The organism is Streptomyces sp. NPDC015171 (genome assembly GCF_043079545.1).
Classification (GTDB): Bacteria; Actinomycetota; Actinomycetes; order Streptomycetales; family Streptomycetaceae; genus Streptomyces.
The window spans coordinates 347,786-370,720 of the sequence record NZ_JBIBUO010000007.1 but is presented as its reverse complement, the minus strand read 5'-3'; the positions used below and the strand labels follow the sequence as shown (position 1 = coordinate 370,720).

At 72.6% G+C, this 22,935-nt stretch carries 23 protein-coding genes and 1 tRNA gene; 3 read left to right on the top strand and 21 right to left on the bottom strand.

Features of this window, described 5'->3' with window-relative positions; translation table 11 throughout:
• Positions 1-78: 78 nt before the first annotated feature.
• The 6 genes from ACF073_RS21825 to ACF073_RS21800 all read right to left on the bottom strand — a co-directional run bounded on the left by ACF073_RS21825 (position 79) and on the right by ACF073_RS21800 (position 7,069).
• Complete coding sequence (locus ACF073_RS21825) at positions 79-252, bottom strand: hypothetical protein (protein WP_392072334.1); 174 nt, start codon at positions 250-252, stop codon at positions 79-81.
• A gap of 176 nt (positions 253-428) precedes the next feature.
• Positions 429-2,000, bottom strand: a complete 1,572-nt coding sequence (locus ACF073_RS21820; protein ID WP_392072332.1) for a carboxylesterase/lipase family protein — start codon at positions 1,998-2,000, stop codon at positions 429-431.
• A 65-nt stretch (positions 2,001-2,065) separates the two neighbouring features.
• Complete coding sequence (locus tag ACF073_RS21815) at positions 2,066-2,713, bottom strand: GPP34 family phosphoprotein (protein ID WP_392072331.1); 648 nt, start codon at positions 2,711-2,713, stop codon at positions 2,066-2,068.
• Positions 2,714-2,845: 132 nt separating this feature from the next.
• On the bottom strand, positions 2,846-3,505 hold the full coding sequence (locus ACF073_RS21810; protein WP_392072329.1) for a response regulator: 660 nt from the start codon (positions 3,503-3,505) through the stop codon (positions 2,846-2,848).
• Positions 3,502-4,659, bottom strand: coding sequence for a sensor histidine kinase (locus tag ACF073_RS21805; RefSeq protein ID WP_392072477.1), 1,158 nt, complete (start codon positions 4,657-4,659; stop codon positions 3,502-3,504). Before ACF073_RS21805 ends, ACF073_RS21810 begins: the two co-directional genes overlap by 4 nt.
• Positions 4,660-4,918: 259 nt before the next feature.
• Positions 4,919-7,069, bottom strand: coding sequence for a PQQ-binding-like beta-propeller repeat protein (locus tag ACF073_RS21800; RefSeq protein WP_392072327.1), 2,151 nt, complete (start codon positions 7,067-7,069; stop codon positions 4,919-4,921).
• Between the two features lie 472 nt (positions 7,070-7,541).
• Here ACF073_RS21800 and ACF073_RS21795 point away from each other — a divergent pair, with 472 nt between their 5' ends.
• Complete coding sequence (locus ACF073_RS21795) at positions 7,542-8,090, top strand: DUF4232 domain-containing protein (protein ID WP_392072325.1); 549 nt, start codon at positions 7,542-7,544, stop codon at positions 8,088-8,090.
• Between the two features lie 197 nt (positions 8,091-8,287).
• Here ACF073_RS21795 and ACF073_RS21790 read toward each other — a convergent pair whose 3' ends face one another.
• From ACF073_RS21790 to ACF073_RS21765, 6 genes are all read right to left on the bottom strand, one after another.
• Complete coding sequence (locus tag ACF073_RS21790) at positions 8,288-8,632, bottom strand: MerR family transcriptional regulator (RefSeq protein WP_366354565.1); 345 nt, start codon at positions 8,630-8,632, stop codon at positions 8,288-8,290.
• Positions 8,633-9,334: 702 nt separating this feature from the next.
• Complete coding sequence (locus tag ACF073_RS21785; protein ID WP_392072323.1) at positions 9,335-9,649, bottom strand: SCO5918 family protein; 315 nt, start codon at positions 9,647-9,649, stop codon at positions 9,335-9,337.
• 47 nt (positions 9,650-9,696) lie between these two features.
• Positions 9,697-9,966, bottom strand: coding sequence for a CBS domain-containing protein (locus ACF073_RS21780; protein WP_392072321.1), 270 nt, complete (start codon positions 9,964-9,966; stop codon positions 9,697-9,699).
• 110 nt (positions 9,967-10,076) lie between these two features.
• Positions 10,077-11,540, bottom strand: a complete 1,464-nt coding sequence (locus ACF073_RS21775; protein ID WP_392072319.1) for a DEAD/DEAH box helicase — start codon at positions 11,538-11,540, stop codon at positions 10,077-10,079.
• Positions 11,541-11,720: 180 nt separating this feature from the next.
• Positions 11,721-11,924, bottom strand: a complete 204-nt coding sequence (locus ACF073_RS21770; RefSeq protein ID WP_392072317.1) for a cold-shock protein — start codon at positions 11,922-11,924, stop codon at positions 11,721-11,723.
• Between the two features lie 680 nt (positions 11,925-12,604).
• Positions 12,605-12,678, bottom strand: a tRNA-Gly gene (locus ACF073_RS21765).
• A 523-nt stretch (positions 12,679-13,201) separates the two neighbouring features.
• On the opposite strand from ACF073_RS21765, the gene dcd reads away from it, so the two are divergent.
• On the top strand, positions 13,202-13,777 hold the full coding sequence (dcd, locus tag ACF073_RS21760) for a dCTP deaminase (protein ID WP_318202246.1): 576 nt from the start codon (positions 13,202-13,204) through the stop codon (positions 13,775-13,777).
• Positions 13,778-13,790: 13 nt separating this feature from the next.
• Entirely contained in the window at positions 13,791-14,294 is a 504-nt protein-coding gene (locus tag ACF073_RS21755; RefSeq protein ID WP_392072316.1) for a phosphoribosyltransferase, read from the top strand.
• A 96-nt stretch (positions 14,295-14,390) separates the two neighbouring features.
• Here the strand turns inward: ACF073_RS21755 and ACF073_RS21750 are convergent, their stop codons facing one another.
• From ACF073_RS21750 to ACF073_RS21710, 9 genes are all read right to left on the bottom strand, one after another.
• A complete protein-coding gene (locus ACF073_RS21750; RefSeq protein ID WP_392072314.1) occupies positions 14,391-15,485 on the bottom strand; it encodes a YIP1 family protein in 1,095 nt (364 codons plus the stop codon).
• A 74-nt stretch (positions 15,486-15,559) separates the two neighbouring features.
• On the bottom strand, positions 15,560-17,044 hold the full coding sequence (locus ACF073_RS21745; RefSeq protein WP_392072313.1) for an FG-GAP and VCBS repeat-containing protein: 1,485 nt from the start codon (positions 17,042-17,044) through the stop codon (positions 15,560-15,562).
• Positions 17,045-17,275: 231 nt separating this feature from the next.
• On the bottom strand, positions 17,276-17,530 hold the full coding sequence (locus tag ACF073_RS21740) for a hypothetical protein (protein ID WP_392072311.1): 255 nt from the start codon (positions 17,528-17,530) through the stop codon (positions 17,276-17,278).
• Entirely contained in the window at positions 17,527-17,748 is a 222-nt protein-coding gene (locus ACF073_RS21735) for a hypothetical protein (RefSeq protein WP_392072309.1), read from the bottom strand. Before ACF073_RS21735 ends, ACF073_RS21740 begins: the two co-directional genes overlap by 4 nt.
• Positions 17,749-17,809: 61 nt before the next feature.
• The gene (locus tag ACF073_RS21730; RefSeq protein ID WP_392072307.1) at positions 17,810-18,655 is read right to left on the bottom strand and encodes a peptidoglycan-binding protein; all 846 of its coding nucleotides are present in this window, start codon (positions 18,653-18,655) and stop codon (positions 17,810-17,812) included.
• 107 nt (positions 18,656-18,762) lie between these two features.
• On the bottom strand, positions 18,763-19,419 hold the full coding sequence (locus tag ACF073_RS21725) for a hypothetical protein (protein ID WP_392072306.1): 657 nt from the start codon (positions 19,417-19,419) through the stop codon (positions 18,763-18,765).
• Entirely contained in the window at positions 19,416-19,667 is a 252-nt protein-coding gene (locus ACF073_RS21720; RefSeq protein WP_392072304.1) for a hypothetical protein, read from the bottom strand. The genes ACF073_RS21725 and ACF073_RS21720 overlap by 4 nt, the downstream gene beginning before the upstream one ends.
• The gene (locus ACF073_RS21715; protein ID WP_392072303.1) at positions 19,660-22,071 is read right to left on the bottom strand and encodes a hypothetical protein; all 2,412 of its coding nucleotides are present in this window, start codon (positions 22,069-22,071) and stop codon (positions 19,660-19,662) included. Before ACF073_RS21715 ends, ACF073_RS21720 begins: the two co-directional genes overlap by 8 nt.
• The gene (locus ACF073_RS21710; RefSeq protein ID WP_392072301.1) at positions 22,058-22,894 is read right to left on the bottom strand and encodes a hypothetical protein; all 837 of its coding nucleotides are present in this window, start codon (positions 22,892-22,894) and stop codon (positions 22,058-22,060) included. Before ACF073_RS21710 ends, ACF073_RS21715 begins: the two co-directional genes overlap by 14 nt.
• Positions 22,895-22,935: the final 41 nt, after the last annotated feature.

Here is a 22,935-nt window from a genome sequence, read left to right as displayed (position 1 = left end):
CGACGATCAGGCGCCCCCGGCCTCACCGGCCCGGGGCGCCTGGAAACAGCCCGCCGCGCGCTGCTGGCCCGGGGCTTCTCAGCGCTTGAAGGAGTCCTTCGCCCTCTCTTTCTCGCCCCGTATCCTGCCCCGCGCCTCAAGGGCGGCACCCTTGGCGGCGAGGGTCTCCTTGTGAACCGAGTGGGCCACCCGGCGCACGGTCTTCCCCACCGCCTGTTCGGCCTTCGCCTTGGCCTTCTCTCCGACACTCATCTCAGCACCTCCGCGCTCACTGGCCGGGTGCCCTGGGGGCCGGGGGAAAAACCCGGGCATGCGGTGGCCCACCGGCCCAGCCCCTGTCCGGCCCACCGGCCCAGCCCCTGCCGGCCCACCGGCCCCGTGAGCCGCGGCTGCGGACCCGGCCGGCCCGGCCGGGCCGGCACTCCCCGTCACGGCCGGCCGTTCCAGAAGGCGCACCGGTGCCGGGCCGCGGTGTCCGCCGGGCCGGTGTGCTCGGGGGCCAGGGACTGCACCGTGCCGGGCCGCCAGGAGCGGGAGGCCGCCGGGGCGGTCGAGGGGGCGCCGTTCGGGTCGCCCGTGCGCGCGAAGCGGGTCCAGTAGTCGATCATCAGGCCGGCCAGGCGGTGCTGCGCCGGGGTCATGGTCCGGGGACGGCCGCCCAGGTCGAACAGGTACGGGAGTTCGCTCGCGTGCGGTGCGCCGAGCGGGAACGGCGGTGTGCCCGGGGTGAGCGCAGGGGCGTGCTCGTCCGCGAACTCGTAGCGCCAGACCGGGACGCGGGCGGTGAGCAGGGTGCCGGTGCGCAGGGTGGGGCAGGCGAAGTTGCTGTCGCCGATGACCGCGCCGAAGACGGGTCCGCCGTCGGATCCGGTGACCGGGTAGGTGCGGACGACGGCCGCCGCCCGCGCCGGGTCGGGGAAGAAGGCGGCCACGGTGCCGGGCCAGGTCTCCGGGGTGACGGGGTGGCCGGCCTGGATGATCCCGGCGGCCCAGCCGTTGCCCTCGTCGCGGGTGGAGCCGATCAGCACCGGTACGCGGGGGAAGCGTCCCCGGGCGAGGGCCGTGCCGGGGTCCCGCGGCAGCAGGGGTGTTCCGTACGCGGGCTGCTGGTCGGTGTCCTGCGCGGCCAGCAGCCGGGGGACGCTCACCTGCCGCAGGCAGGCCAGCACGTGGGGGGCGCTCTCGCAGCCGACCTCGGCGGCCAGCCGCGCACCCGCCGCCCGTACCGCCGGCAGGGAGGCCGCCGAGGGCGCGAAGGGCCGCTCGGGCCGGCCGGTGCAGGGCCCGCTCTGGATGATCGCGCGGTCGAACAGGCCCGCGGCCGAGGGCGAGGCGAGTTGCGCGCAGACGCTGAAGCCGCCCGCCGACTCACCGGCCAGCGTGACATCGCGGGCGTCGCCGCCGAAGGCGCCGATCTCCGCCCGGACCCAGCGCAGCGCCGCCTGCTGGTCGGCGAGGCCGAAGGTGCCGGAGCCCGGAAGCCCGCCGTGCCCGAGGAAACCCAGGGCGCCCAGCCGGTAGTTGACGGTGACCACCACGACGTCGCCGCGCACCGCCATCCGGTGGGCGTCGTAGGAACTGCCCGCGCCGGTGGTGAACCCTCCGCCGTGCAGCCAGACGATCACCGGCTTCGGCCGCCGGGGCGAGGCGCCGGCGGGAGCGGTCACGTTCAGGTGGAGGCAGTCCTCGTCCGTGCTGCCGCCCGGCACCTCGCCGGCCTGCTGCGGGCACGCGCTGCCCGGCCGGGTCGCGTCCCGCACGCCCGGCCACGGGGACGCGGGCCGGGGCGGGGCCCAGCGCAGGGCGCCGACGGGGGCGGCCGCGTACGGGATGCCCTCGAAGGTGCGGTAACCGTCCCCGGCGCTGCCGCGAAGGGCGCCTTCGTGGGTCCGTACGACAGCGGCGGGTCGCGGCGCCGTCGTCTCCGTGGCCTGGGCCGGGACGGCGGTCCACGCGGCGGCCAGGCACGCCAGGGCCGCGGTCAGTCGTCGTACCGTCATCGTCTCCCCCTGTTCGGTGCGGTGCAGTGCGGTGCGGTGTGGTGGGGTCGTGCTCCGGTCGTGGTTCAGCCGCCGCCCATGCCTCCCTGCGCGGCGATCATGGTCGTGTGAAGTCCGCGTACGGCCTTCTCCAGGCCCGGCGCGAGCGGGCCGAGCCGGCCGGTGAGGTCGTCGACGCGGGCCCGGTGGACCCGGCTGTCCCGGCGCGGGACGACCGACGGGACCCGGCCCGCCGCGCACAGTGCCACCAGAGCGGCGTCGGCGACGTCGACCTCGGCGGCCGGCCCGCCGCCGCGCAGTACGGCGGACGCGTGATCGGTGAGCGCCCTGACGTCCGTCGGGTCGGTCACCGCGAGGCGCCGCCCGGCGAACCGCCACCCGCGCTCGTCGGCCGCCAGGAGCCCGCGCGTCGCGAGCCGGTCCTCCACCGCCGCGAGCGTCCGCGACCGGTGCAGCCGGATCAGGTGCTTCCAGCCGTGCGGGGAGCCGGCGGCCTCCCGCAGGACCTCGTCCAGTACCGGGTCGCCGGTCGGCGGTCCCGGCGCGGCCACCCGGACGACACCGTCGCCGGTCTCCACCAGGCGTCCGCGCAGCACGAGCTCGACGAGCGCGGCGGCCCGCACCAGGAACCCCGTCCTGCGGCGGTCGAAGGGGCCCCGGGCCGAGTCGTCGTAGGCGAGGAGGTACATGCGGTAGGGCAGTGTGTCGGTCACACCGTCGACGCTAGGGCCGCAGCGGCCGTCGCTGATCGGCCCCGGGTACGGACTCGCGATAGGCGCGAAGGGGGAGTGCCCGGCCGGCTCCTCCTCAGGGATGACCCCACCGGGGTGCGGAGCCGGCCGGGCTCAGGGGCGACGCGGTCGGACGAGCCCGCAGTCGTAGGCGGCGACCACGGCCTGGACCCGGTCCCGCAGCCCCAGTTTGCGCAGGACGGCGGAGACGTGGTTCTTGACGGTGGCCTCCGACAGGGCCAGTTCCCGGGCAATCTCGGCGTTGGACAACGCCTGCCCGACCAGCGTGAGCACCTCGGTCTCCCGCTGCGACAGACTCTCCAGACCCTGCGGCGGGCGTACGCGGGGCGCGGTGCGCAGCAGCTTGTCGAGCATGCGGCGGGTGACGCTCGGGGCCAGCGGCAGATCGCCGCGTGCCGTGCCCCGGATGGCGTCGACCAGCTCGGTGGGCCGGATGTCCTTGAGCAGGAATCCGCAGGCTCCCGCCCGCAGCGCCGCCAGCACGTGTTCGTCGACGTCCCAGGTGGTCAGCACCAGGACCCGGGCCGCCCCGCCGTCCGCCACGATCCGCCGGGTCGCCTCGATGCCGTCCAGGACCGGCATCCGTACGTCCATCAGCACCACGTCGGGTCGCGTCCGGCGTACCAGCCGCACCGCCTCGTCCCCGTCGGACGCCTCGCCGACGACCTCGAGGTCGTCCCGGGCATCGATGATCATGCGGAATCCCGTACGGACCAGGGCCTGGTCGTCGGCCACCACGACACGGATCGTCACGACGAGTCCTCCTCCTCGGGCAGTGCCCCGGCCTCCTCGGGCGGTGTCCCGCCCTCCGTGGGCAGTGTCCCGCCCTCCGTGGGCAGTGTCCCGCCCTGCGTGGGCAGGGTGGCGCGCACGCCCCAGCCGCCGCCGTCGAGCGGACCGGCCCGAAAGGTGCCGCCGAGCAGCGCCGCGCGTTCCCGCATGCCCGTGAGACCGTGCCCCGGACCCGCCGGCCCGGCCGGCCGCGCCCGCGAACGGCCGTTGTCGACCACCTCGACGTCCACCGCCCCCGCACCGAGCCGTACCGACACCCGCACCTCGTCGGCGCCGGCGGCATGGCGCAGGACGTTGGTGAGCGCCTCCTGGATGATCCGGTAGGCCGCGAGGTCCACAGCCGTCGGCGGCACACCCCCCGCGCAACCGTCCCCGGGCCCTTCCCGCCGCACGACGACCGAGAGCCCGGCGCCGCGCGCCGCGTCCACCAACTCGTCCAGCCGGGCCAGCCCCACCCGTCCCTGACCGGACCCGGCCTCCGGTCCGTCGTCCCGGAACGCCCGCAGCAGCCACCGCAGATCGGCCAGGGCCGAGCGTCCCACGGCCTCGATGTCCCGCAGCGCCTGCCGGGCCTGCTCGGGACGGGCCGCGAAGCCGTCCTCGGCGGCGCTCGCCTGGATCACCATCACGGACACGGTGTGCGCGACCACGTCGTGCACCTCGCGCGCGATGCGGGCACGTTCCTCCGCCACCGCCCGCCGCGTCTCGGCCGCCGCCCTGGCCCGCCGCGTCCGGTACAGCTCCCCGGCGGTCCAGGCCAGCGCCACGGCCAGCAGATAGAGCGGCAGCAGCCCCGGCCCGCCGCCCGCCAGGAGCGCGAGCGGCACCGGTGCGCACATCGCCGCCGCGCCCCGCAGCGAGACCCACCTCGGCCGCGTAGCCGCCAGCACGCACAGCGCGATCTGCGCGGCGAGCAGCGCGCCCGTCAGACTCAGCGCGGGAAGCAGCGCCCATGCCGCGAGGCCCGTCGCCATCGTCACGCCGAGCACGGCGACCGGGTTGCGCACGACCCGCCACAACGCACAGACCTGCACCACGACGAGGCCCGAGGCCACCGCCGGAGGCCAGCCCGAGCCGGCCCCCGCCACGGCCGCCGACGAGCCGAGCACACTCATCACGGGCGTACGGCACTCGGTGCGCGGCGCAGGCCGCGGAGAATGCGGAGGTCATGGCGGTCGCGCAGGCCATGGCGCTCGTGGCGGTCCTGGTGGTCATGGCGGTCGTTCACACGACATCTGAACCACGCCGCGCCGCACACCGCAAGCTGCCCACTCCTGATCCGCACTGATGCGCACTGATCCGTTCCGATCGGTCCCGATCCGCTGTGATCCACGTCCTGATCCGCACGGTGCCCGGCGATTCCCGCCCGGCGGGTCAGGTGGGTGGTCCGGGTCCGTCCGGGCTCCGGGAGAAGGCCGTGTCGCCGGCCGTCGCCACGATCGCGTCCTTGAGCAGCAGCACGTGCGGCGGGTAGTCCTGCGCCTTGTCGCCCGGGTCGTCCAGCGCGGAGGTGCGCCAGACCTCCGCCCCGGTGCGGCTGTCCAGTGCCAGCAGCCGTCCGAAGCGGTTGGCGAAATAGACCCGCTGGTACCTCCCCGACACCGCGGGCGCGGACAGGCTCTCCACGTCCGTCACCTTCTGCCAGAGTTGTCTGCCGCTGTCCGCCGACACCGCGGTGACCAGCCCGTCGGACCGGACGACGTAGACGACGCCGTCCACCAGGGTGGCCGCGCCGGTCAGCGGACGCGCCAGCGGTATCCGTCTGACCTGCCCGGTCTCCGGGGCCACCCGCAGCAGCGCGTTGTACGGCCGTTCGTACCCGGCTTCGTACACGTCCTTCGCGGTCTGGGGGGCGAGGAAGAGGGGGTGCCCGCCGACGGCGCCGAGCGCCTCCGCCTTCTCGGGCAGGGTGGCGGTCTCGGTCAGGCTGCCGGGTCCGAGCGCCATCAGCTCGACCGGGGCCCGGCCGGGCTCGGTGCCCGCCGAGCACAGGGCGTAGGGGACGCCCCCCGGCGCCGACGGAGTGCAGTACTCGTCCAGCGAGGGCGCCCGCCACAACTCCTTGCCGGAAGGCCCGTAGGCCACGAACGACGAGGAGTCGGGGGACAGGGTCAGCAACCCGCCGTCGAACAGGACCGCGTTCTCGGACTTGCTGATGTCGCGCTGCCACCGCCGGTGCCCGGTGGCGGCGTCGAGGGCCACCACGCGCCTGGTCCAGTCGTTCGGATCCTCGTACGCGAGGACCAGCCCGTCGCGCACGCCGATCGGCCGTGCCCCCTGCGGGCGGGTGCCGGCCCGCCACAGGGTGCGGCCGGAGGCCGCGTCGACCCTGGCGGCCGTGAAGCCCGTACCGCCGCAGAACAGGGCGCTGCCCTCCGCCACGCATCCGGGGTCGTCGTAGTCGAGCGGAACACCCTTCACGGCGGACCGCAGCTCCTTCTGCCACGGCCGCCAGCCGGCGGGCAGTGACGCGGTACGGGTCGCGGTGGTCTCGGCGGCGGAGGCGGTGGTGGTGTCCGTATCGGACACGAAGGCGCCCGCCCCGACGGCCAGCCCCGTGACGGCCAGCGCCGCGCCGAGGCCGGTGAGCAGCATCCGGGTCCGGCGTCGTCTGCCGGCACCGGTCGCGGCGCCCGTGGAGGCGGCGGCCGCGCTCCGGGGAGCGGAGCGGACCGGCGGCTTCGCGGACGGTCCCGTCCGGGGCCCGGTGGCTACGGATTCCGGCAGCGCCCGGAGCATGCGGTGGATGTCCGTGAGCTCCGGCCGTGCGGCCGGGTCCTTGTCCAGGCAGCGCTCGACGACGTCGAGGAAGTCTTCGGGCACCCCGCCGAGGTCCGGGGTCCCGAACACCACCTGGTAGCCGGTGATGTACGGGCTGTCGGCGTCGAACGGTCCCGTGCCGACCGCCGCGAACACCAGCAGCGACCCCAGCGAGAACACGTCCGAGGCCGGAGTGACGTCCCGGGGAGCGGCCAGCTGTTCCGGCGACATGAAGGGCGGGGTGCCGATCATCCGCCCGGTCGTGGTGAGGCGCTGGTTGTCGGAGGCGCGCGATATGCCGAAGTCGATGACGCGCGGCCCGTCCTCGGTCATCAGGACGTTGCTCGGTTTGAGGTCCCGGTGCACCAGGCCCGCCCGGTGGATGTCGCGCAGCGCCTCGGTGAGCCCCAGCCCCAGCGCGCGCAGCTCCCGCCGGCTCAGCGGGCCGTCCCTCTCGACGGTCTCGGCGAGGCTGAGCCCCGGCACGTAGAGCGTCGCCATCCAGGGCCGGTCGGCGTCCGGGTCGGCGTCCACGACGGGTGCGGTGAAGGCGCCGCTCACTTTGCGCGCCGCCGCGATCTCCTGCCGGAAGCGCGTCCGGAACTCCTCCTCCTGGGCGTACGGCCCGTGGACGAGCTTGACCGCGACCTGCCGTCCCGAGGCGGAGGCTCCCAGATAGACGACTCCCATGCCGCCCGCCCCGAGCCGGCCGAGGAGGGTGTACCCGCCTATGGACTCCGGGTCCCCGGTACTCAGGGGCGTCATCGCCGATCATCCTTCCCAGCGCCGGCCTGCCTCACGGTGATCAGCGTAGGGCCTGCCGCGCCGGAGACGGAGGCGCCCGTGTCGCGCGTCGGTGCCCGGCCCCGACTCCCCGCCCTCCCAGCGGAATTGGAGCCGGCGCCGATGGGTGCCGAGGCGTTCCCGCGTACCCGCCCGTTCCATCCGGCGTCCCAGGAAGACCACGTTTCCGCAGGTCAGAACCGGTGCGGGCATTCCAGCGTCCCGAAACCCCCGAGGAGGATGGCGGCCGGAACGCCGCAGGGCACAGGCTTGGGCCATCCGAACGCGGCGCCCCACCGGAGACGGTGACCGGACGCGCTCGACTCAGCCTTCGGGGCGCGTACTTCCGGCGCCCCCCGCGCACACCGAGCGCGGCACGCCTGAGACAAGCCTGTCCGGCACGGCCCCCGTTCGGAAGATCATCTTCCGGATATTCAGAGAAAGCAGCCCACTCATGCGTATCGCCACTCGTCTCGCCTCCCGCGCCGCCGCCTCCTCCATGGTCGTCGCCGCCACCCTGGCGCTCGTCGGCTTCCAGGCCGCCGAGCAGACCGCCTCCGCCGCCCCCGAGAAGGCCCCCTCGGTCGTCACCTGCACCACGGCGAACACCAAGCTGACCGTCACCGAGGTGTCCCGCCCGATCAACCACCTGCTGCTCAAGGCCACCAACACCGGCACCAAGCCCTGCTACGCCTACATCGCCCCGTTCCTGAGGGCCGGCGCCGACGCCCAGGCCCCGCTGGCGTGGGCGGAGGAGACCACGCCGCAGGCCGTGGTGACGCTCGAGCCGGGCAAGTCCGCGTACGCGGGCATCACGACGTCCACCCCCGAGGGCGAGGGCGGCGGCAAGGAGAAGACCCTGGGCGTGTTCTTCGCCGACCGCAAGGGCGACGCGATCGACAAGGAGAAGACCCTGAAGCTGCCGAACGGCGGCGTCTTCTTCAACAGCGCCGCCACCGTCACCTACTGGCAGGACAACGCGCAGGACGCCCTCGCCTGGTAACACCCCGGCGCCCGCCGCTCCCACAACGAACCCCAGGTCACCGACCTGGGGTTTCTCTCCGGAGCGGCCGACGACACACGAACTGGCGCTCTTGGGACTGCCGCTCGTCGAGGAGGGTGACCCTCCTCCGCGGGACTTCCGGCCCGCGCTCTCGTGCGGCCACCACAGGGCGCTCCGGGTGGCCCGAGTCCACGCGGTCAGCCGGAGCCGGAGCTGCCGGCCGCCTCGTCCGCGGCACGACGGTACTCGGCGTTGATGCGCTGAGCTTCCTCGAGCTGGTCCTCGAGGATGACGATGCGGCAGGCGGCCTCGATCGGGGTGCCCCTGTCGACGAGCTCGCGGGCGCGAGCGGCGATCCGCAGCTGGTAGCGGGAGTACCGGCGATGCCCACCCTCCGAGCGGAGCGGAGTGATCAGACGAGCCTCGCCGATGGCTCGAAGGAAGCCCGGTGTGGTGCCGAGCATCTCGGCTGCCCGGCCCATCGTGTAGGCGGGGTAGTCGTCGTCGTCCAGAAAGTCACTAAGAGGGTTGTCTGCTGTCATGTCACCTCGCTGTGGAACGCGTCGAGGGGCCTTGGTGCCGTACGGCACCAAGGCCCCGAAGGAAATTCAACACCATCTGTCGGCCCTACTGCTGTGCCGACCTTCTGTTTCCGCTACCCGGCCCGGCAGAGGGCGGGTGGGCGGGGGATCGCAGCTGCTTGACCGGGGACCACCATCCATTCCGGGGTCTTGCGGTACCCGGGCCGAGTGCTCGTCGGGCCGGGCGATCCTGATGGCGTCTGCTCCTCCGTTCCTCTCTGAACCAACCACTCGATGAATCGGTACTGCGGTACTGCTGCGGCAGCTCCTTGAGATGCGAGCCGCCCAGTGCGGCTCCCAGCGCCGTCGCCGTTCTGGGAAACCTTGGCTTCGAGGCTCGAGAGCCGCACTGACCTGCGAACTTCATGTACAGCTACCCGCCAGTTCGTCTCTGCCGGGTCTCGTTCGACCGTGTTCTACGCCAGAAAGCATAACCACGCCGAGAGGCAATGTCTACTCTGGCAAGAGTAGATTTCACCCCCATGACGGAAGAGGAATCCTGTCACCTGCGACGATGGCCTCCCCCTGGGCCGTCGCGGGCGGCGCCGCCCCGGTGCCCGGCCAGGAGTCCGCGAGCGGACGAGGACACAGCGGTGGGGGCTCTGCCGACACGCGTCGGCAGAGCCCCCACCGGGAATCCTGAGGGCGGTTGCCCGCCCGTTTTCACACGCCCACAGGGCAGGAGCCGTCGAGCAGTGCCGACGGGGCGCGGAGCGGAAGCGGAACGGTCACGGGCGCGGCCGCGGGGCCGTCGTGGCAGGTGAAGCCGAGGCGGGCCATGGCCCGGGTGACTTCGCCGACGGTGGAGTCACGGCGGTCCTGTCCCGTGGTGACCTGGCCCACCTGCTTGACGGGGTAGCGGCGGCGGCCGATGGTCACGGACGCGCCCGTGACCAGCTCGGGCTTGACGCCCTTCATCGAGGCCAGCACCCCGATCTTGGTGAGGTCGAACGGGTACCGGGCGATGACACGACGCATGATGCCTCCCAGGCGTGACGGAAAGGAACTGACCGGGGCGGGGTGGATCAGCCGCGGACGGGAACGGGCCGGAGCCGGCCGCCGAGGACGTCCCGCAGGCGGATGCGGTCCGTGTACGCGGAACTGGCACGGAGAACGGCGAGCCGGGCCAGAGTGACCGAACCCGTGCTCTGGTCGTCCCCGTCGCACACGGTCAGGTACTCGACACGTGCACCCGCCATGACGGCCAGAGCCACCTCCACGGTCATGTCGTCACAGACCCGAGGCCCGTACGCCTCCATGCCGTCGACCGTGGTCGTCGATGCGGGGTCCGCCACGCGGCACTGCGTCTGAGTGAGCGTCACAATGCCTCCCGTGTCACGGGTTGGCTGGCCCGGTGGCCCTTGCGGCCTGGGGAGGCCGCCGCGGCTCCGGGGTCGTGCTGGGCCTAGGCCGTCGGGTCGGCGGCGGGCCGCCGCTGTGTCCTGCGGCGCACCGCCGCGCCGGCGGTGCGCCCCTGGCCGCTGCGGCCCTGACGGCCACGGGACGGGGAGGACGTGCGGCGGGGACGCTCCATGGCCGGAGCGGCGATGACGACCGGGACACCGGACGGCGCCTGGGCGCCGGTGATGCGGCTCAGCTCCGCCTCACCCGAGCGCACCGGAGTGATGCGCGGGGTGATGCCGGCCGAGGCCATCAGTCGGCTCATGCCGCGGCGCTGGCCGGGTGTCACCAGGGTGACGACGCTGCCGGACTCCCCCGCACGGGCCGTACGACCGCCGCGGTGCAGGTAGTCCTTGTGGTCGCCGGGCGGATCCACGTTGACGACCAGGTCGAGGTTGTCGACATGGATGCCGCGGGCCGCGACGTTGGTGGCGACCAGCACCGTGACGTGACCGTCCTTGAACTGAGCCAGGGTCCGGGTGCGCTGCGGCTGGGACCTGCCACCGTGCAGGGCGGCGGCGCGGACGCCGCTGCTGAGCAGGTGCTCGGTCAACCGGTCCACGGCGTGCTTGGTGTCCAGGAACATGATGACCCGGCCGTCCCGTGCCGCGATCTCGGTGGTCGTCCGGTGCTTGTCCGCGTCGTGCACGTGGAGTACGTGGTGCTCCATCGTGGTGACGGCACCGGCCGACGGGTCGACCGAGTGGACCACCGGGTCGGTCAGGTAGCGACGGACCAGCAGGTCCACGTTGCGGTCCAGGGTCGCCGAGAAGAGCATCCGCTGGCCCTCCGGCCGCACCTGGTCGAGCAGGGCGGTGACCTGGGGCATGAAGCCCATGTCGGTCATCTGGTCGGCCTCGTCCAGGACAGTGACGGCGACGTCCCGCAGTCGGCAGTCGCCCCGGTCGATCAGGTCCTTGAGCCGCCCCGGTGTCGCGACGACGATCTCGGCCCCGGCCCGCAGCGCACTCGCCTGCCTGCCGATCGGCATTCCGCCGACCACGGTGGCCAGCCGCAGCCGGACGGCGCGGGCATACGGGGTGAGCGCGGCGGTGACCTGCTGGGCGAGTTCACGGGTGGGTACGAGGATCAGGGCCAGCGGCTCCCGTGGTTCGGCACGCCGGCCTGCCGTGCGGGCCATCACCGCGAGGCCGAAGGCGAGCGTCTTGCCCGAACCGGTGCGGCCACGACCGAGTACGTCCCGGCCGGCCAGCGAGTTCGGCAGGGTCGCCGCCTGGATGGGGAACGGTACGGTCACGCCCTCGTGGACGAGCGCGGCCAGCAACGGCGTCGGCATGGCGAGATCGGCGAACGTCTCGACGGCGGGCAACGCCGGTGTGGTCGTCTTCGGCGGTGCGAACTCACCCTGTGCGGCCCGCCGGTTTCCGTTGCCCTTGGGGCGGCTCTGAACACCGGAGCGGTCGTATGTGCGAGTTGTGCGTGTGCGATTCGTGCGGGCACGGTTCATGTGGAACCTTCCTCGACGTGGGCGCGTATCAAGGAATTTCCGCAGTGGGACGAACGGCGCAGAGAATCGCGAGAACGAGCCGAAAAAAACAGGGCTGAATCGCCCTGAAAATGAAGCGAGCCGGGGCCCGCACCCCAAGGTGCGGGCCCCAGCTGCGAAGTATGCGTCAGTGCCGACGCGTCAGGCGGGAACGATGTTCTCGGCCGTCGGACCCTTCTGGCCCTGCGCGATGTCGAACGAAACCTTCTGACCTTCCAGCAGCTCACGGAAGCCCTGGGCGGCGATGTTGGAGTAGTGGGCGAAGATGTCGGGGCCGCCGCCGTCCTGCTCGATGAAGCCGAAGCCCTTTTCCGCGTTGAACCACTTCACGGTGCCAGTAGCCATTTTGTTTCTCCTTCGGAAACGGTGTCAGGAATGCGCTCTGTGCGCTTTCCGTGTCGCCGTGATGATCAGCCGTCGGAAAAACCGTACTGGCAACCACACCTGCAACTGATACCGACAGTAGCACGGCGTGAGCGACCCGACCCGGTGAATAATTCCCGACCGTCTCCCGGCTCAGGAATATTTCTCGTGAGCCGTGTCGATTTCTCACTTCCCGACCACAGGAATTGCTCTCCCGGGCCGCCACTGTTGCCGTCGAGTCTGCCCGGTCGCAGCTCCGTGACCTCCTCCGACGGCTAGGCCGCGGCTGCCGCCGCCGTCGGCTGACGCCATGCCGGCGAACGCGCCGAGACCCCCAGCCGCGAGACGAAGGCCACACGGCGGTTCCGGCGGGGCGCCCGCGGCGGTCGTGCGACCCGCGGGCCGATCGAGCTCCGCACTTCGACGCGAGTGTCCTCGTACTGAAGTCCCCTCCACGGACGGGACCTGGTAGGCGGTCGCCTTCAGGAGAGGGGCACGCGACTCGGCCTCACCGAGGGAACGGCCGGCCGAGGGCCAGGACATGCGAACGCCTGCCGAGCCGGCCGCGAAACCTCGGACCATCGGCGCCCTTCGACGGACCGGCGCCCGGGGGGGTCTCCAGCAACACAAAGACCCCAGGCCACCGACCTGGGGTCTCATCATGGAGCGGGTGACGAGAATCGAACTCGCGCTCTCAGCTTGGGAAGCTGATGTTCTACCATTAAACTACACCCGCGTAAGTACGGACGGGCCCTGGTGGAGCCGGTGTCCGGACGCTCGCTCACTTTACATCATCGCAGACCCCCGGTGCTCGGATACCGCGGGTCTGATCGCGTTTCAGGGCGGGATCCGGCTGCGGGCGGCCCGAGTTGGGGCGTACCGTGGGGCCCCGGAGCGCCGCCTGGAGCACCGTCCCTTTGATCCCGTAATGTGGCTTTTGGCGTCCGGGCAGAAACGCCGGACGCGGCTCTTGGGGAAGGGACTTGAGGGACTTGATGGAACGCACCGTCGTCCGATGCGCGGACGGGCACGTCTTCAGCACCGCTTCGTTCCCGATGCAGCAGGCCGGCCGGCTCGGCCCCGGCCGGCTCGTGCGGTGCCCGCGGTGTGCCCGGCTCCGCAGCGCGGTCCCGGTGCCTGTCGCGGTGGAAAAGCGCTGACAGGAGAACCGGGGGACCGGCTGTAGTCGGACCGTGACAGCGGGCGCGCGGAGCCGCCGTGATTCCCATGGCCCCGCGCGCCTTGCGTATCCTCGCTACGTGCTTCTCTCAGACAAGGACATCCGGGCCGAGATCGACGCCGGGCGGGTACGGATCGATCCCTATGACGAATCGATGGTGCAGCCGTCGAGCATCGACGTGCGGCTCGACCGCTACTTCCGGGTGTTCGAGAACCACCGCTACCCGCACATCGACCCCTCCGTCGAGCAGGCGGACCTGACGCGGCTGGTGGAACCCGAGGGGGACGAGCCGTTCATCCTGCACCCCGGGGAGTTCGTCCTGGCCTCCACCTACGAGGTCATCACGCTGCCCGACGATCTCGCCTCCCGTCTTGAAGGGAAGAGCTCGCTCGGCCGGCTGGGGCTGGTCACGCACTCCACCGCCGGGTTCATCGACCCCGGGTTCAGCGGGCACGTCACCCTCGAACTGTCCAACCTCGCCACGCTTCCGATCAAGCTGTGGCCGGGGATGAAGATCGGGCAGCTGTGCATGTTCCGGCTGACCTCGCCCGCCGAGTCGCCGTACGGCAGTGAGCGCTACGGCTCCCGGTACCAGGGGCAGCGCGGGCCGACCGCCTCGCGGTCCTTCCTCAATTTCCATCGGACCCAGGTGTGAGGGCGACTACAGCATGAGCAGCGCAGACGTGCGGGAGAACCTGACCTACGAGCGGTTCGGGACCGCCATCCGCGAACTGGCGCAGACCATCGCCGACGACGGGTACGAGCCCGACATCGTGCTGAGCATCGCGCGCGGCGGGGTCTTCGTCGCCGGCGGCCTCGCCTACGCCCTGGACTGCAAGAACATCCACCTGGTGAACGTCGAGTTCTACACGGGCGTCGGGACCACCCTGGAAATGCCCGTCATGCTCGCGCCCGTGCCGAACGTGATCGACTTCTCCGACAAGAAGGTGCTGATCACCGACGACGTCGCGGACACCGGCAAGACCCTCAAGCTCGTCCGTGACTTCTGCCTCGACACCGTCGCCGAGGTGCGCTCCGCGGTGATCTACGAGAAGTCCCACTCCCTCGTGAAGTGCGAGTACGTGTGGAAGCGCACGGATGAGTGGATCAACTTCCCGTGGAGTGTCGAGCCGCCCGTGGTGCGGCGGGCGGGGCAGGTCCTCGACGCCTGAGTCCGCTGCGCGCACCCTCCCTCCGCGCATCCTCCGTACACGGACGAGAAGAGCCCCCGGCCGCACGCGCCGGGGGCTCTTTCCGTGCACGTCCTGCTAGAACGTGCCGAGCTTCACTATCGACAGCAGTGCCACCAGCTGGATCGCCGACGCGCCCAGGGCCTTCGGCCAGGGCAGGTCGTGGGAGCGGGAGACCATCAGGGTCAGCAGGGCGCCCGCGCCGATCCAGGTGGCCCAGCCGAGGATCTGGACGAAGCCGGCGTCGCCGCCGAAGAACATGGCGAAGATCAGCCGGGGGGCGTCCGTCAGGGCCGTGATCAGCATGGACAGGCCCACCGTGGGCTGCCAGGCGCCGTCGCCGCCGAGCTGGCGGGCCAGGGAGTGGGTGACCACACCGAGGACGAACAGGCCGATCACCATCACGACCGCGGTCACCAGCACGATCGGCACCGCGTTGGACAGGGTCGCGTTGATCGCGTCCGCGCGGGCGCCGTCGAAGCCGAAGACGGCGAGCAGGCCGTAGAGGAAGGTCACGACGAGGGCGGGGGCCCACATCGTGTAGTCCCGCATGCGCAGGAACGTCTGGTCGGGGGAGAGGACGATCCCCTTCAGGAGTTCCTTCCAGTGCAGCGGCGGGCCGACCGGGCCCGCGGGCGCCGCGGCGGAGCCGGCGTGGTAGGTCGAGCCCTGGGTGTAGCCGGCGGCCTCGTCCACCGAGAAGGCCTGGGTGTGGCCCGGGTTGTTCGCCGCGTACGGGTCGTACCCGCCGTGGCCGCCCTGTCCGCCGGGCCCGGAATCCGGGTAGCCGCCGTCGCCGAAGTACTCCGGCCCGTCGTCGGCCGGCCCCGGGTATCCGTACGCCTGCCGTCCCGGCTGTCCCTGCTGCTGTCCCTGCGGCGGGTACGGCGGCTGTGGCGCCGACGGGTAGCCGTGCGAGGGGCCCGAGGGGCGGCCCGAGGGTCCCGGCCGTCCGTACGGCGGCTGACCGTACGACGGTCCCCCGGGCTGAGCCGGGCCCTGCCCGCGTCCGTACGACGGTCCCTGGGGCGCCTGCTGTCCTTGGGGGGTGCGGTTGTCCCGGCCCCCACGTCCGATCCTGAATCCAGCCACGTCATCGAACGTACCTGGTCCCGGCCGTCGACGTGCCGGGCCCGGGGGGACGGGCCCGGCTTTGCGGCCGACCTGTGACATCCCCTAAGGGCCCGTCAGGCGCGGGACCAGGGGTTCCTGGGGGTGTTCCCCGGGTTTGGGGCCGGGGTGCCCGCTCAGTCCGCGAACACGACGCCGAACTGCGGGGTGCCGGAGGTCGAGACGCCCACGGTGTCCGCCCCGAAGGCGCGCGAACCGGTCGTGGTGATCTTCGTGCCGCTGGACGGCAGGTAGGTGATCGCGCCGTCGCCGCCGTTCTCGTACGAGCCGATCACCAGGTCGGCCTTGCCGTCGCCGTTGACGTCGTCGAGCTTGACGTCGGCGCCGAACAGGTCGGTCTTCTCGTCGCCGCCGGGCACGCCCGCGGTGCTCTGGGCGAAGGACTGGGCGCCGGAGGTGGTGTTCACCCCGGAGGCGGAGCCGTACAGGACGGTGACCTGGCCGGTGTTGGTGACGCCGCCGATGTCCTCGTTCGGGGTGCTGACGACCAGGTCCTGGTAGCCGTCGCCGTTGACGTCGCCGAGGTCGATGTCCCAGCCGAAGCCGTCGCCCGTCTCGGAGCCGCCGGGCACGTTGCCGGTGTCCTGGTTGATGGACGTGGTGGCGGCCGGCCCCGAGGCGGACCCGTAGGTGACGCTCACCCGGCCGCCCTTGGCGGAGTCGGGGATGGTGCGGCCGTCGCTGGTCCTGGTGTCCCAGGACGCGCCGGAGACGATGTCGCCGAAGCCGTCGTGGTTGATGTCGCCGATGCCGGTGATGATGCCGGACTTCAGGGCCTTGGCGGAGCCGGCGCCCAGCCCGCTCGCGGTGCCGGGCAGCCAGTAGTTGGTGTTCCAGTGCGACGAGGTCTTCGTCTCGTAGCCGTCGACGACGAGGTCGGTGCGGCCGTCGCCGTTCACATCGCCCGCGGTCAGGTTCATCGGGCCGTACGGGTAGTCGTTGCTGCCCGTCTGGATGGGCGGCTTGACGGTGGTGCGGGCGCCCGGGGTGCCGGTGGAGCCGATGCCGCCCTTGTAGAGGTAGAGGGTGGCGGCGGAGCTGCCGACGACCAGGTCGGTCCTGTGGTCGCCGTCGAAGTCGCCGGCGGCCAGGGTCTGGCCCCAGAAGTCGTGGGAGCCGGTGGCCGGGTCCCGGAGGTCGGTGCTCTTGCCGGTCAGGCCGCTCTTGGAGCCCCACAGCAGGGTGACGGTGCCGCCGTTGGTGTCGGTGCCGACCTTCTCGCTCGGGCTGCCGACGGCGAGGTCGTCGTAGTGGTCGCCGTTGAAGTCGCCGTACGCCAGGTCGGCGCCGAACATGTCGCCGGCCTCGGCGGTGCCGGGGACACCGGAGGTGTTCTGGCTGAGGGTGGTGCGCTTGGCGGAGGAGACTCCGGTCTTCGTGCCGTACAGGACGACGACCTGGCCGGCGCCCTTGTGGCCGCTGACGTACGCGGTGGGCGCCGAGGTGGCGATGTCGCCGATGCCGTCGCCGTTGAAGTCGGCCTTGGCGACCTGGAAGGAGTCGGCGGCGGAGGCGGGCGACGCGGCGAAGGTGAGCAGACCGCCCGTCAGAGCGGCGGCCACGGCCGTCGCGAGGGCCAGTCGCGGGTGCTGCGTGTGCATGCGGTCTCCTGCGGCATGCGGGGGACGCCTGGCGGGGCGTCCGCAGTTGATGGGGGCTGGCCGCTCGCCTGTACGGCGGCGCGGCCGGCGATCAGGAGACCCGTGGGGGCAGGCAAGGGTTGTACGCGCGTTCGGCAGGTTCCCGGGGCGCCGTGCCGTGCGCGGTCGCCGGTGTGCCGCGGGGCGGGGCTCCGCCGCCCGGACGGGCGGGCGGGGGAGCCCCCGGCCGGGTCATCTGCCGGCCGCCTCCCAGACGGTCACCGCCAGGGCTGTGCAGGAGACGACCGCGGCCAGCGACGGCAGGGGCCAGCGGGTGCGCTCCAGGGCGTCGAGGCGGTTCTCGTGGTCGCCGAGGGTCTTGTCGGTCTGGTCGGCGCGCTGCAGGAGGAGGGCCAGGTCACCGCGGGTGGTGGCGAAGCCGACGTCCACCGAGCGGCGCAGCCGCTCCAGCTCAAGGGCGACCCCTTCGCCCGGGTGGCCCGTCACGGTGCGTCCTCCTCCCCCTTGCGCAGCCACCGCGGCAGGGCCTCCTCCACGGCGGGCGCCGACATCAGCCGGCTGACCGCCGCCGCCACGGTCACCAGCGCGCCGAACGCAGGCAGGTCGGCCAGCCGGGGGTCGTCGGCCATCAGCGGGAGGGCTGCCGCGACCGCCAGCAGGGTCTGGACCGCCGTACGGACGGTCCTGCGGGTCGAGTCCGTCATGTCAGCCGGCTCCGTTCTCGTCGGTTCTCGTCGGTCTCGCACACGTGTGTCGTCGGCTCCCTCACACCCGCGGGACGCGCAGCTTCGTCCAGCTCGTGCGGCCGGGGACGCCGTCGGCGTCGGCACCGGTGTAGCCGAGCTTGCGCTGCCAGGCCGCGTAGGAGCGGCGGTCCGCCTCCGTCCAGTCGGGGCCCGGTCCCCGGTCGTAGCGGCCGCAGCCCTCCGCCACCAGGCGCCGGCCCATCGCGGTGATCACCGCGCTGTGCCGGCCGGCCGTGAAGAACGCCGGGCCCGGGAACGGCTCGTACGGGTCCGGGCCGGTGCCCGTGCCGAGCCGCCCGGCGATCCGGGTGCGCATCGACGGCATGGAGAAGCTGGGGTCGATCTTGCGGGTCGTCCACTCCTTGTGGCCGATCACGCGGTCGGCGCCCCAGCCGTGCGTCCGGCAGATCGCCGCCGCGATCCTCTCCACGGCCAGCAGCTGGGCCTCGGGGTAGGGGTCGCGTCCGTTGCCCCAGTTCTCGATCTCGAAGCCGTAGAAGTGGGCGTTGCCGTCGACCGCGTCCGGGCCCGGCCGGGCCGGGAGCGCCGTGCCGGTGCGGACGGCGTCGTAGATGGCCTGCGAGCCGCGGCCGGCGTGGTTGGTGCGGCCGTAGCCGACCAGGTGGGTCGTGCCGTCCTTGGCGATGACCGCGATGCACAGCGGTCCCGGCAGATCGGGGCGGCCGGTACGGCAGATGTCGACGCTGCCCGCGCCGACCGTGTGGTGCAGCATGACGCCCGCCATCGGGCCCCAGGCGCCGATGGCGTTGCGGTTGTGGGTGGACCAGGTGCCGTGCTCGGCGGTCCGGACGCCCTCGGCGCGCAGCGCGGCGCGGAAGGCGGAGGCGGGCAGGGGTGTCGCCATGGGGGTTCCTCTCGTGGGGCGGGAACGCCGGAGCCCCGGTGGCCGTGACGGGCACGGCACACCGGGGCTCCGGGGTGTTCGGTACGGCCGGTGTTCGGTACGGCGGGTCAGAGAACGGGGTCGACGCGGATGAACCGGTTGTCGTAGCCGGCCGTGTTGGTGCCCGAGGAGGGCACGGAGGACCAGTACGTCGGGGTGGCCGAGTACGCCGTGCCCGGGGTGAGACCGGTGACCACGAACTGGCTCGACGCGGAGATGCGGTCGGTGTTGTAGACCGAGCAGGCGCGGTCGATGGAGGACGCCAGGAACACCGAGTTGTCCGAGAGCTTTTTCACGGTGGCGCCCATGAAGCCGGACGCGGCCATGGAGCAATTGATCCAGGCGCCCACCGTGATGATCACCTTGCCGCTGGGCGGGGCGGTGAACGCGCCCACCAGCGGGTCGCCGGTCGCGCCCGAGAGGGTCTCGGCCGGGGTGGTCGAGGTGGTCGTACCGGCGTCGTTGTTGTAGAGGAACACCGGTGTCGCCGCCACCGGCAGCCAGGCCGTGCCGGTGTAGTACGTCAGCTGACCGGGGCCGGACAGCCAGGCGACCATGCCGGCGGCCGGGGTGGTGACGGCCGCGTCGCGGGCGGCGGCGGTCGCGTAGCGCAGGATCGTGCGGGCGTCGAGGGTTTCGGCGAGGCTCTGCAGGTGCTGGGGCAGGTTGGCCGGGTCGGTGGGCTGGGGGTAGGGGATGCCGCTGAGCGGGGTGTAGGCGGTCATGCGGGGCTCGGCTCCTCACTGAGGTCGGGGTCGGACGGGTCCCCGTCCGGCGGTGGGGCGGGTACGGACGGGGCGGGGCCCGGCTGCGCTTCGGCGAGTACGACGCCCTCGTCGGTCTCCGGGGGCGCGGGCCGCTCCTCGGGCGGCAGCTGTGTGACGGTGACCTCGACAGGCGTCATGATCACGACCGGGTCGCCGGGGGTGTCGTCCAAGGCGGGAGGCACCTGGTCCACGGTGGTCTCAGACACGTGCTCCCTCCTTGACCGCGGCCCAGGTCAGACCGGACGCGGTGAGATCGGACAGCTTCGGGTAGGCGGCGGTGACCGCCGCGTACGTCACCGAGGGCACCGGCGCCGGGCTGCTCGGCGCGTCCGGGGTCAGCCCGGAGTCGGCCGGCAGGGCGCCCGGATCGACCCCGCGCAGGGTCAGGGTCTGCTGCACGCCGCCGTCCGCGGTGGCCTCGGTGCGGATGCCGACGACCCGGGCGAGGGTGTCGAGGGCGGCACCGGTGCCGTCGACGACGCGGACGACGTCCCCGAGCTGGATGCGCGGGTCATATAGCACGTCGACGTCACTGATGACCGGTACGGGCAGCACGCCCGCGTTGCGCATCGCCTTCGCCAGGGCCGCGGCGGAGGCGGCGTCCTGCATCCAGTCGGTGCTGTCGGCGGTGTACTCCTGCCGACCGTAGTACTTCTCGCTCGCGACGCCGCTCGGGTCGTTCGCAGGGTCGTCCAGCATGGCGACGGCCACCCGGTCGACCGCGTCGGACTTCGGCTTGAGCGTGACCAGGACGAGGGACGGCTTTCCGTCGGTGGTGACGGTGTAGAGCGTCCGGGTGTCGCGGTTGGTGTACCGGACGACCAGGTAACCGTCCTCCCGGCGGATGAGCATGTCCACCATGCCCTTGACGGCGGTGCCGCCCGTCGGCGCCGTGCCGAAGCGGACGTTGCTGCCGCCGGTGATGCCGGAGTCGTCGTCGGTGGTGGGCGGACTGCTGTCGTACTCGTCGTTCGACAGCAGGTACTTGACCGTGGTCGTCGAGCGGCCCGGCAGCTTGCGGACCACGCTGTCCTGGGTCCGCACCCCCGTGTCGTACCCGGCGCCCCGCCAGTCCCGGTACGGCTGGACGCAGTAGTTGCGGCACGCGTCGATCTCCTCGGTGGCGGTCAACGAGGCGATCTCCCGGGTGCTGGTGAGGGTGAGGTCGGGGGTGGTGGGCCGGGTGGCGAACCGGGTGTGGTTGCGCCACCGGAACACGCCCCGCTCGTCGATCTCGGCCGTGGACATGCTGGCCTTGGCGATCTGTGAGAGCACCTCCCACTGGGAGCCGCTGATCCGGGGCAGCGCGTACAACGGCAACACCAGGTCGTCCAGTTCGACGCTCTTCGTCCACGCCCAGGCGCCGGTGTGCGCGAACTCCGCTGTCGTCGGCATCGCCGGCAGCCCGCTGGTGACTTGCAGGCACTCGGTCGGCAGGTCGGTGAACAGGGCCACCTGGTACAGCTCGGAGGCGTACTGCAGGGCGCTCGCGTTGGAGAAGGTCGCCTCGCCGCCGAGGAGCTGGGAGCCGTCCGGCGCGGTGAGCCGGGGCTGCACGGTCGGGTAGACGCTGCTGGTGCCGTTCGTGGTGTCGACCCAGAAGCCGAGGTGCCAGGCACCCCGCTGGCTGAGCGCGGACCAGGTCCACTCGAAGCACCAGACGGAGTCGAGGTCGTTGGAGACGATGCGTACCCAGCGCTCCGCGAAGTTCACGATGAGCTTCAGGAAGCCGACGTCCGAGCCGTTGCGGTTCAGGTCCAGCTGGAGGACGACCTTGTCGCCGTTGCCGATCCCGTCGTCACCGCTGCCGCTGTCGTAGCGGACCGAGTTGTCGACCCACACCTCGGCGAACAGCTTGCTGCCGGGGACGGTGACCCGGCTGCGCGGGAACCAGGTCGCCCGCAGCTGCGGCTGCTTGGGCACGAGCGCCATCTCGTGCGGGGCCCCCACCCGGCTGAAGGTGTACGTTTCCGGGTCGGGCAGGACCTCCGGCTGGCCGTAGGGGGTGCTGAACCCGCCGTGCAGGGAGGCGTACACCAGGGTCAGCGGCTTGCCGTCGGCGAAGTCCGGGTAACGGGGCGGCGGGCAGGCGTACAGGCCGCCCTGACGCAGCAGTTCGGACACGCACCAGGTGGCCGAGGAGACGGGGCGGTTCCAGTAGAAACCGGCGTACGGCTTCGGCAGCCAGGCCGGGCCGCGCAGCCGCTCCGCCCCGTCGAGCGCGGTGATCTGGACGGCGTCGCCGCCGGAGGCGGCGGACCGGGAGCGGACCGTGCCGCGGAAGGCGGGCAGCGGGGCGCCGCCGACGCCGCCCTCGTGGACCACGGACTGCCCGGGCCGCACGACGTCGCCGGTGGCGCGGTCGGCCCACGGTGAGTACAGCTTCGGGGCCGTCCGCCCGCCCGCGCCCGACAGCTGCAGCTGCAACTGGGCCGCGGAGGAGCCGGAGAAGGCGCGCATCGCGGCCGGCAGGTCGGTGGCGTACGACCGCTCCAGCTGCCAGGACTGCACCTGCGCGGAGACGTCCTTGCCGCCGAGCCGGGTGCGGTGCCGGGTGATCCGCTCGCCGGCCGCCAGGGCGGCCGCGGTGGTGTCGTCAGCCCGCTGCACCGGACACCTCCACGAGGTCGAGGCCGATGCTGCGGTAGGGCAGCGGGCGGCCCGGGGTGTCGCTGTAGCCGGTGACCGACATCGGCGGCAGGCCGTCGCCGGGGACACCGGCCTCCGCCGTACCGCCGTACGTGAAGCAGGCACCGGCAAGCGCGTAGGTGCCGGCGGCGCCCGGCTTGGCGGTGGGGGTGGCGTACACGGCGCCCGCCGGGACGGCGCCGGTGACGTAGGGACCGGTGGCCGTGGCGGAGGCGAGCCAGCTGCCGTCGGCCTTCTTGAAGTCGATGCCCGCGCTCAGCGTGCCGAGTGCGGCCAGGGCGGCCGGTGCTCGGAAGGACACCTGGAGACCCGGGGAGACGGGGAAGTTGCCGAAGGTGCTGGTGTGGCGCCAGCCAACGGCGCTGTTGGCGTCGGCGGCGGTGAAGACGAAGGTGCCGGGCGCGGTGGTGCTCTCGGCGACCGTGCCGGTCGTGGAGGTCTTGAACCACTGTGCGAGGCCGGTGATGTCCGTCGCGCCGGGGACGCCGGTACCGGCGGCCTGGGACGCGCCGAGCGCGTTGCCGGCGGCGGGGTCGACGACGTACACCGGGCCGGGGCCGTCGACGCGGCGGGCGATGCGGTCCAGGGTGCGTGCGTGCACCGGGGCGAGCAGGTCCCAGGACAGCTTCAGCCGGCGGACGGGGAACTGGTTGCGGGTGACGGTGACCCGGCCGCCGAGCGACTTGAACTCGATGACGCCCAGGTCGGCGCTGCGGTCGAAGGACTTGGCGGCCTGGTCGATCTCCGTCATGGCACCGGGCGGGCCGATCCAGAGGTTTCCCATGAGGACTCCTGAAGGCATGAAAAAAGGCCGACGGGCGTGAG

Excerpts from the sequence above, each read along its gene's own strand:
- ACF073_RS21745 (WP_392072313.1), bottom strand. The coding sequence starts at position 17,044 with ATGCACACGCAGCACCCGCGACTGGCCCTCGCGACGGCCGTGGCCGCC.
- ACF073_RS21775 (WP_392072319.1), bottom strand. The coding sequence starts at position 11,540 with ATGAACCGTGCCCGCACGAATCGCACACGCACAACTCGCACATACGAC.
- ACF073_RS21805 (WP_392072477.1), bottom strand. The coding sequence starts at position 4,659 with ATGAGTGTGCTCGGCTCGTCGGCGGCCGTGGCGGGGGCCGGCTCGGGC.
- ACF073_RS21790 (WP_366354565.1), bottom strand. The coding sequence starts at position 8,632 with ATGACAGCAGACAACCCTCTTAGTGACTTTCTGGACGACGACGACTAC.
- ACF073_RS21730 (WP_392072307.1), bottom strand. The coding sequence starts at position 18,655 with ATGGCGACACCCCTGCCCGCCTCCGCCTTCCGCGCCGCGCTGCGCGCC.
- ACF073_RS21710 (WP_392072301.1), bottom strand. The coding sequence starts at position 22,894 with ATGGGAAACCTCTGGATCGGCCCGCCCGGTGCCATGACGGAGATCGAC.
- ACF073_RS21755 (WP_392072316.1), top strand. The coding sequence starts at position 13,791 with ATGAGCAGCGCAGACGTGCGGGAGAACCTGACCTACGAGCGGTTCGGG.
- ACF073_RS21800 (WP_392072327.1), bottom strand. The coding sequence starts at position 7,069 with ATGACGCCCCTGAGTACCGGGGACCCGGAGTCCATAGGCGGGTACACC.
- ACF073_RS21785 (WP_392072323.1), bottom strand. The coding sequence starts at position 9,649 with ATGCGTCGTGTCATCGCCCGGTACCCGTTCGACCTCACCAAGATCGGG.
- ACF073_RS21795 (WP_392072325.1), top strand. The coding sequence starts at position 7,542 with ATGCGTATCGCCACTCGTCTCGCCTCCCGCGCCGCCGCCTCCTCCATG.
- ACF073_RS21725 (WP_392072306.1), bottom strand. The coding sequence starts at position 19,419 with ATGACCGCCTACACCCCGCTCAGCGGCATCCCCTACCCCCAGCCCACC.
- ACF073_RS21735 (WP_392072309.1), bottom strand. The coding sequence starts at position 17,748 with ATGACGGACTCGACCCGCAGGACCGTCCGTACGGCGGTCCAGACCCTG.
- ACF073_RS21820 (WP_392072332.1), bottom strand. The coding sequence starts at position 2,000 with ATGACGGTACGACGACTGACCGCGGCCCTGGCGTGCCTGGCCGCCGCG.
- ACF073_RS21825 (WP_392072334.1), bottom strand. The coding sequence starts at position 252 with ATGAGTGTCGGAGAGAAGGCCAAGGCGAAGGCCGAACAGGCGGTGGGG.
- ACF073_RS21770 (WP_392072317.1), bottom strand. The coding sequence starts at position 11,924 with ATGGCTACTGGCACCGTGAAGTGGTTCAACGCGGAAAAGGGCTTCGGC.
- ACF073_RS21750 (WP_392072314.1), bottom strand. The coding sequence starts at position 15,485 with ATGTCACAGGTCGGCCGCAAAGCCGGGCCCGTCCCCCCGGGCCCGGCA.